Source organism: Chamaesiphon sp. GL140_3_metabinner_50, from assembly GCF_025361915.1.
Taxonomy (GTDB): Bacteria; Cyanobacteriota; Cyanobacteriia; order Cyanobacteriales; family Chamaesiphonaceae; genus Chamaesiphon.
Window position 1 is genome coordinate 1 of the sequence record NZ_JANYJC010000386.1, and the last position, 7,511, is coordinate 7,511.

The following is a 7,511-nucleotide window of genomic DNA, read 5'->3' on the forward strand; positions in this document are numbered from 1 at the left end:
GTTTAGCTACTCAGGGTTTATCGCCCGAACAGTCTCAACAAGTCATCGATTTTATTAATATTAAAGGTGATGTCGATTCTCCAGAGGAGAGGCGTTGCCAACGAGTCTTAACCGCTCTGAATGAATTTGCCGCTAAATTACCCGATGCCGAGCAATTTAAGCTAGGAATAGCCGAACTCACTACCGTCATTAACGGCGTGCAAAATCTGGGCGTACCCGCCGAACGGTACTGTATCGACCTATCGATCGCACGCGGATTAGATTACTATACAGGTACGGTTTATGAAACTACTCTGATCGGACACGAAGCCCTCGGTAGTATCTGTTCTGGCGGTAGATATGAAGAATTAGTCGGGACATTTATCGGCGAAAGTATGCCGGGAGTAGGCATTTCGATCGGACTCACGCGGCTAATTTATCGGTTACTCAAAGCTAATATCTTGCAACCACTAGCTCCCACGCCTACCCAAGTTATGGTCTTAAATCTCCAAGAAGATTTGATGCCAATTTATCTGCAAGTTTCTCAACAGCTTCGCCAAGCCGGAATCAAAGTCGTCACGGCTTTCGATAAACGTCCGCTCAAAAAACAATTTGCATTAGCAGATAAACAAGGAATAACTTTTTGCGTGGTAATTGGCGAACAGGAAGCGGCAAATAAACAGTGTCAGTTGAAAAACATGACTAATGGAGAGCAAGTGATGGTGTCGATCGACGATTTAGCAACTGAAGTAAAACAGCGATTGGATCGATCTTCAAATTAACTCGATTTCAGGTTATCTCGATCGATGACTAAATATAATTTCAAATTACCCTGATTTGATGAAAGAAACCCAACTTCTCCAAGAAATTGGGTTTCTCGCAGTAATTTTCTAAATGTAATAGACGTTGAGCAATATTTGTGTCACGATCGAATTAAATCGATCTACCGTTTTGTAATTATATGGGATTCTTTGGTGATACTTTAGCTAGACTAGCAATAACGGAAGTTCTCAAGGCTGTTTTAGCTGAGGCAAATAGAAAGAATGGGCGATGCGCGATCGATCGGCACCCCGAATTCCAGCCCAAACAGTCATAAGTAATCAGAAAAAAGCAGTAGTATTGAGCGCACCAGCTTCGGGGAAAACCATGCTGGCAAGTTATTTTGCCCTAATGCTGTGCGGAACAACTCAAAGCGATCCGAGTCAGATTGGTTTGACAAAAGAAGATGATTACTTGCCTGTAGTGGTGCGAATTCGGGATTGGATCTTGCAGCCTAATATGGGATTGCTGGATTACTTGCGATCGAATGCCGAAGCTAGTTTAGCTTGCAAGGAATTACCCACCGGATTTTTCGAGTATTGGTTAGATCGCGGACGGGCGTTGATTTTGCTCGATGGATTGGATGAGGTGGTGGATGAAGCACAGCGGCGCAAGGTAGCGGCGCAGATTGAGACATTTTTGCATCAATACCAAGACAATCCGGCGGTAATTACCTCGCGCCCAGCGGGGTATCGGCGGGACTTTTTTAATCTCGATGAATTTCCCCACTATACGCTGGAATCCTTTGATGATAAGCAGGTGGCGACATTTATCGACCATTGGTATGACAGTCGGCTCAAAAACGATTCGGCGCAAACAGATCGGCGGAAAGCGGATTTACAGAAGGCATTTGCCAGAAACGAGCGGATTCGGCTACTGGCGAAAAATCCGTTGTTATTGACGATTATTGCCTTGATTCATCGCTATCAGGCGGAGTTGCCCAGACAGCGGTGCAAGCTCATCGCGATCGAATGAATGATAGTGAGATTCGATCGAGCTTTTATAGAATCGGCAACATAGATATAATAAGAATATCTTCAACCTCCACTCGTTGGCGTAGCCTATCAAAAAGAGAATCGACATCCTAAAATATTAATATTCACAGGTAATAAAACTATGACTGTCGAAGATATAGTAGAGTCAATCGATCTGTTATCGATCGAAGACCAAGAGAAGTTATTCGAGCTAGTTCGCAAGCGACAGATCGAGCAGCAAGAGGCTGAAATTTTGGCTAGTCGTCGAGAGTTAAAACAGGCGATCGCTAATGGGACTGCAAAAAGGGGTACTGTTCAGGATTTAATTACCGATTTGCTAGGAGATAATGATGCAAGTTGTCTGGAGTAGTGGTTTTACCCGATCTTTTAAAAAAATCACCAAACGAAACCCACAGATCGGAGAGCGAATTATAGAAGTATTAATGCTGTTGGCGGAAGATCCTTTTACCCCATCTTTGAAATCTCATAAGTTAACTGGCAATTTAGAGGGTTTATGGTCGTGTTCGGTCGCCTATGATTGTAGAATTGTTTTTGAGTTCTCAGAGGAAGATGATGTGTTAGAGATTTTTATTTTACTAGTTAACGTCGGCACTCATGACAAAGTTTATTGATGCCCATTGTGTAAACAAATTTACATCCAAAATCCTAGCTCAATACCAAATTATCGCGATGGATGACGGTTTCTTCGCCGAGATAGCCGAGGAGATCGAGAATATCGCTCGATCGATGTCCTTGAATCCGATCGAGTTCGACACTACTATAATTGACAATTCCCCGCCCAATTTCTTGTCCATCAGCATCGCACAATTGTACGGCATCCGTCGCTTCAAAATCGCCGTCAATCTGGGTAATTCCGGCTGGTAATAAAGATTTGCCGCTAGCAGTAATCGCCTCAACCGCCCCAGCATCTAGATAAATTTTTCCCACTGCGATTAACCCATGCGCGATCCAGCGTTTGCGGGCACTATCGGCGCGCAATTGCGGCGTAAATTGCGTACCCAAAGGTTCGCCGTTGAGAATCCGCTCGATATACTGTGGAAATTGCCCATGCGTAATCGCTGTTTTGACACCAGCCCCAGTTGCAATCCCAGCGGCGGCTATTTTGGTCGCCATGCCCCCCGTTCCCCATTCTGAACCCGTTGTGCCAACTTGGACTTGGAGGGCGGTTAAATCGGCTAATCGATCGATCTGGACGATCGGTTGGGCATCGGGAAATTTACGGGGATCGGCGGAGTACAGTCTGTCAACATCTGTCAGTAAAAATAACCAGTCGGCATCAATTAGGCTGGCGACTCGTGCGGAGAGGGTATCGTTATCGCCAAATTTTAGCTCGTCTACGGCAACGGTATCGTTTTCATTGACGATCGGCATTACGCCCAAGCGAAATAGCTCTTGAAAAGTATTATAAGCATTGATATAACTACTCCGCCTGTCGAGATCGCCTCTGGTTAACAAAATTTGCGCGACTGGTTGCTGATGCTCCCTGAACAAATCGTCGTACACGCGCATGATTATACCTTGCCCGACGGCGGCTGCGGCTTGCTTGAGGGCGATCGTTTTTGGGCGTTCGGTCATTCCCAGTCGGGCTGCGCCAACTCCAACCGCTCCCGAAGATACTAAAACAATTTGATATCCCTGTGCGCGCAGATCGACGATGGTTTCGATTAAGGCGGCGATTGTCGCTAATGCTAATCTGCCATCGCTACGGGTCAGACTCGACGTACCAACTTTAATAACTAATGTCTGAGACATAACGGGGATCGCGGCATACTAGCTAGGGATCGAGGCTTTCTAAATTGGGATGCCGACTTTAAATAATTAGTAAAAGTTAGTGCCCAAAATAGTTCAGAGCGTCACCTGCCTATATGTGGCAGCTAACGCTCTGAAGGTTTTTAAGTTTTATATTATGCTTAGAGTCTTTATCTGGGCTGACTCTATTTCCAATAAAACTATGATTGCAGATATTTACGAGTATCGCCGTTTTCTTAATAATTTATTTATATTTCAACTTATTAAGCCTTTGTGAGGTATTGTAAAAATTTATTTCTTTGTAGTCAGAGAGACTCCTAATAACCTAGCAATTGCGAATTCCACTTTCCGAATCAGGTTGAAGCTAATCGAAGACTCAGCGCAAACAATCGGCTCGATTAAAATGGTAAACATCCCCATCCGGTTACCTGCCAGCACATCTGTAAACACACGATCGCCAACCATCGCTACTCGTGCGGGTGCTACGCTCATTGCCTCAACTGCCTGACGGAGTTTACGCCGCGAGGGTTTGGCAGCACTGAGGAAATAAGGTAGCGATAAACTATCCGCGATCGCCCCAATTCTCACCTGGCTGGGATTGTTTGTCACCAGCCAGACTGGGACGATTTGCCTAGTTTGCTCGATCCATTCGATCGTATCTGGCTGTGCGATGTTAATCCCGATGGGGACGATCGTATCATCGACATCCAAAACTAAGCCTTCAATCTGGTATTTGGTGAGAATTGCCGGGGTTAAATCCAAAACGGAGGCACCTAATACTAAGTCAGGCTGTAATAAGGGAAATAGTTGCATTGATTTAGGGAATAGGGAGGGAATAGGGAATAGGATTTTATTTTTACTTTCGCAGGAGGTTTGATTGCATGGAGAATACCCCACGAACTTAATTAAGTCTATGGAGTATGCTCTAGAATCTTGGGTTACAAAAGTTACTTATTTTTGATTAAATCGACGCTGTTGGCGAATGGCGTTGGTTGCGGCGACGTGTTCGGATAGGGTTTTGCTAAAGACATGAGTGCCATCATACTTGGCAACAAAAAATAATAAATCCGTACTATCTGGATTTAATACTGCTTTGAGGCTACCGATACCAGGACTGGCGATCGGGCCGGGGGGAATTCCGGCGTTCATGTATGTATTATAAGGGTTGGGTCGCTTGACCTCAGCAAAAGTTAACGGTCGATCGGCGGTTTGTTTGATGCCTAAGCCGTACTCGACGGTTGGATCGGATTCTAGCCGCATGTTTTTGGCGAGTCTGGTGGTAAATACACCAGCAATTTTAGAGCGTTCGATCGGAATTACGGCTTCTTTTTCGACGACACTGGCGAGGCTCACCCACTGTAATAAGCTTAACTTTTGAGTAGCGGCGGCTTTTTGATATTCTGGCAAAGCGACTTGCTCGAATTGCTTGAGCATTTGCGTAACTATACCTTTGGGGGTAATTTGGTCGGCAGGTACTTTATAAGTTTCGGGAAATAGAAATCCTTCTAAATGGGGAAGTCCGTCTGGGAGCCAGGGGAATTTATCTTTCGGGATTTCTTTGGTTGCAGCAATAAAATCGGCAGCTTTGAACAGACCTTGCTTTTCAAAACTTTCAGCCATCTGCTTAATATTCCACCCTTCTTTGACCAGAAAGCCAGATTGGACAACTTTACCTTCTAAAATTTGCTTGGCAACTACTGGTAAAGACTGCGATGGCGATAGTTCGTAATTACCAGTTTGGGGCGAACCTTTACCCTGTCTGGCTTGCCAGGATGTCCACAGTTTCCACGCCAGTTGCGATTTAATTGCGCCTTTAGCTTCTAATTCTTGACCGATGGCTTGAGCGGAAGTGCCAGGTTTGACTTGAATTTGGATGCTTTTAGCATTGGGATCGGTAGATGGCGGTGCAGTTATACTATTCCACCACGACATCCCACCGCCACCTAGCACTGTGAGCATGGCAATTGGGGCGGAAATCAACAGCCACTTAGGAGTAGTTTGGACTAGTTTCAATGGTAATCCTCCAGATCTAGATTTCATCCAATAACAGATCTTCAAGTCGGGGTTGGAGTTGCTCGGCTTCTTGCTCGGAGAGTAGTGCGATCGTACCATTGTCATCGGCTTTGCCGAAAAATAACAGCGGATCTACTGGGGTGCAAATGGCATATTCTTGTTCTAGGTTGTAAAAGCGTGCCAAAATTTGGAATTCTTCTGGCTCTAATTGGTCGTCTTCTTCATCTAGTTCGATCGTCACGACTTCGGTAGGATCGAGTGGTGGCAATTCGCCGCTGGCACTGAGGGTAAAAGCAGTGCGTTTGAGCGTGAGATTTTGCTCGGATAGTACCGCATTAGCGTCAGCAAAAATGCGATCGATCTCCTCTTCGTCTTCGACAGAAACTAGCTCGGTGACTTCATCATCTTCATCCCAGGCGAAAATTTCAATCGGTGCATTTTCTGGTAATAATAGCAAGTAAATTTTACCATCGAGTTCGAGTTCGCGTTCGATGTAACAAGGGAGTTCTCGCCCTAATTCATCGGTGAGTGTGACTAACTCAGCATCATCAAAATCTTCGGTCTGGGGTGATGAGGACATGTAAAAAAAATTTAGATTATAACTTTCGAGGCGGGGGTTTAGTTTTAGTTGGAACGATCGATTCGATAGACAGTCGCGATCGATCTGAAAAAGACAACGAAAGCCACACATTAGAATACCATATTAGTGGCAATTATCGATAATTAAGCAAATCATTCAATGCTCGCGATCGCCAAACGCAGCCAGTCTTCAATGTTGGGACTTTTAACCATCAAACTATCTTGACTAATAGCTTGTAAGGCATGATGAATATCAGCAGTTGTATAGCCTAATGCTAACAATGTCATCTCGACTTCGGCTTGCATGGTTGGCTCCAAACTAGTCAGGGGTAGCTCGGCAGTCAATCCGGCTGCAATGCGCCATTGTCCTAGTTTACTACGAAGTTCGAGTGCTAGGCGTTCGGCAGTTTTTTTACCGACTCCCGGCGCGGTAGAGAGGCGTTGAATATTGCTGGTGACAATCGCCGAGACAGTATCGGCTATTCCTAGTTTATCTAATAAAGCGATCGCCAGACTTGCGCCTACGCCGCTGACGCTAATTAGTTGCCGAAATAAATCTCGCTCGGCGGCGGAACTAAATCCATATAAGGAAATGGCATCTTCGCGTACCTGCTGATGGGTAAATACCTGAATTTCGGAGTTCTGCACTACTTCGGTGAGCATATGCTGGGGAACTTGTAATTCATACCCAACTTGGTTTACCTCTAATACCAAAATTGCCCGATTATTAGCGGGAGTCTGGATTTGGATGGCGATGCCTTTGAGGTAACTAATCATCTTGCGAGTTATTGGCAAATAGAAATTGCCAATTCATAATGTTAAGGGCGATCCTGCTAAACTTGCTGTCGATCGGTTTAGAGGCATGTTCTTATTTTATCGGCGATCGTGCCAGTCGGGTGAGTTAGGATTTACTATTTAGGGATAAGACAGTTATCGTGCGATTCGATTAGTAAATTTTATCAATAAACCCCAATGAGTAATTATCGAGTTTTGGTACATCCCCACACATTTACTAATATAAATGCGTATATCGAACATCTCAAGGCTGGTAATACTGCTGGTGCATATTTAGGCAGTTTCTTAAAACATTTAAATCTGGATTTACTCTCCACTGCCGAATTTATCGAATTATTGATGAGAACTAAACGTCCGCAAATTTTCGCAAAATTTGAGGTGTATGGTAATGGCATCGATTGGAATCAGACGGAACTATCGCTATTAGGCGATATTAGTATTGCGGTGCCAGTTACTGTTTATGATAATGGTAAACATCGTCAACCCGATATCCATGAAGAGCCATTTAATGCGACGCTAGTTTTTACTCCCGGCGCACTTTTACGTAATGGTAATAATATTACCCCAGTAGACTGGGATGAA

At 44.6% G+C, this 7,511-nt stretch carries 9 protein-coding genes and 1 pseudogene; 5 read left to right on the forward strand and 5 right to left on the reverse strand.

The genetic code is table 11. The features are described 5' to 3' along the window. The 4 genes from Q0R35_RS18790 to Q0R35_RS18805 all read left to right on the forward strand — a co-directional run. Nucleotides 1-761, forward strand: a 761-nt coding sequence (locus Q0R35_RS18790; RefSeq protein ID WP_295622096.1) for a HisS family protein, incomplete at its 5' end; no start/stop codon positions are given. Nucleotides 762-1,029: 268 nt separating this feature from the next. Further along, entirely contained in the window at nucleotides 1,030-1,773 is a 744-nt protein-coding gene (locus Q0R35_RS18795; protein ID WP_295622097.1) for an NACHT domain-containing protein, read from the forward strand. 141 nt (nucleotides 1,774-1,914) lie between these two features. Next, nucleotides 1,915-2,142, forward strand: a complete 228-nt coding sequence (locus tag Q0R35_RS18800; RefSeq protein WP_295622099.1) for a hypothetical protein — start codon at nucleotides 1,915-1,917, stop codon at nucleotides 2,140-2,142. After that, nucleotides 2,123-2,404 (forward strand): type II toxin-antitoxin system YafQ family toxin, encoded by a 282-nt coding sequence (locus Q0R35_RS18805; protein WP_366944947.1) that lies wholly within the window; start codon nucleotides 2,123-2,125, stop codon nucleotides 2,402-2,404. The genes Q0R35_RS18800 and Q0R35_RS18805 overlap by 20 nt, the downstream gene beginning before the upstream one ends. Before the next feature lie 34 nt (nucleotides 2,405-2,438). On the opposite strand, the gene proB is transcribed toward Q0R35_RS18805, so the two are convergent. From proB to ruvA, 5 genes are all read right to left on the reverse strand, one after another. Continuing rightward, on the reverse strand, nucleotides 2,439-3,545 hold the full coding sequence (proB, locus tag Q0R35_RS18810) for a glutamate 5-kinase (protein WP_295622101.1): 1,107 nt from the start codon (nucleotides 3,543-3,545) through the stop codon (nucleotides 2,439-2,441). Nucleotides 3,546-3,833: 288 nt separating this feature from the next. Further along, nucleotides 3,834-4,355, reverse strand: a complete 522-nt coding sequence (locus Q0R35_RS18815; protein ID WP_295622102.1) for a YqeG family HAD IIIA-type phosphatase — start codon at nucleotides 4,353-4,355, stop codon at nucleotides 3,834-3,836. Between the two features lie 138 nt (nucleotides 4,356-4,493). After that, nucleotides 4,494-5,582 carry an endolytic transglycosylase MltG gene (gene mltG / locus Q0R35_RS18820; protein ID WP_295622104.1) on the reverse strand — a complete coding sequence of 363 codons (1,089 nt, stop codon included), beginning with the start codon at nucleotides 5,580-5,582 and terminating at the stop codon, nucleotides 4,494-4,496. After that, nucleotides 5,572-6,135 carry a DUF3727 domain-containing protein gene (locus tag Q0R35_RS18825; RefSeq protein WP_295622106.1) on the reverse strand — a complete coding sequence of 188 codons (564 nt, stop codon included), beginning with the start codon at nucleotides 6,133-6,135 and terminating at the stop codon, nucleotides 5,572-5,574. The genes mltG and Q0R35_RS18825 overlap by 11 nt, the downstream gene beginning before the upstream one ends. A 152-nt stretch (nucleotides 6,136-6,287) precedes the next feature. After that, on the reverse strand, nucleotides 6,288-6,911 hold the full coding sequence (ruvA, locus tag Q0R35_RS18830) for a Holliday junction branch migration protein RuvA (protein WP_295622107.1): 624 nt from the start codon (nucleotides 6,909-6,911) through the stop codon (nucleotides 6,288-6,290). A gap of 195 nt (nucleotides 6,912-7,106) precedes the next feature. Here ruvA and Q0R35_RS18835 point away from each other — a divergent pair. Further along, a pseudogene (locus tag Q0R35_RS18835) lies at nucleotides 7,107-7,511 on the forward strand (hypothetical protein); the annotation flags it as partial.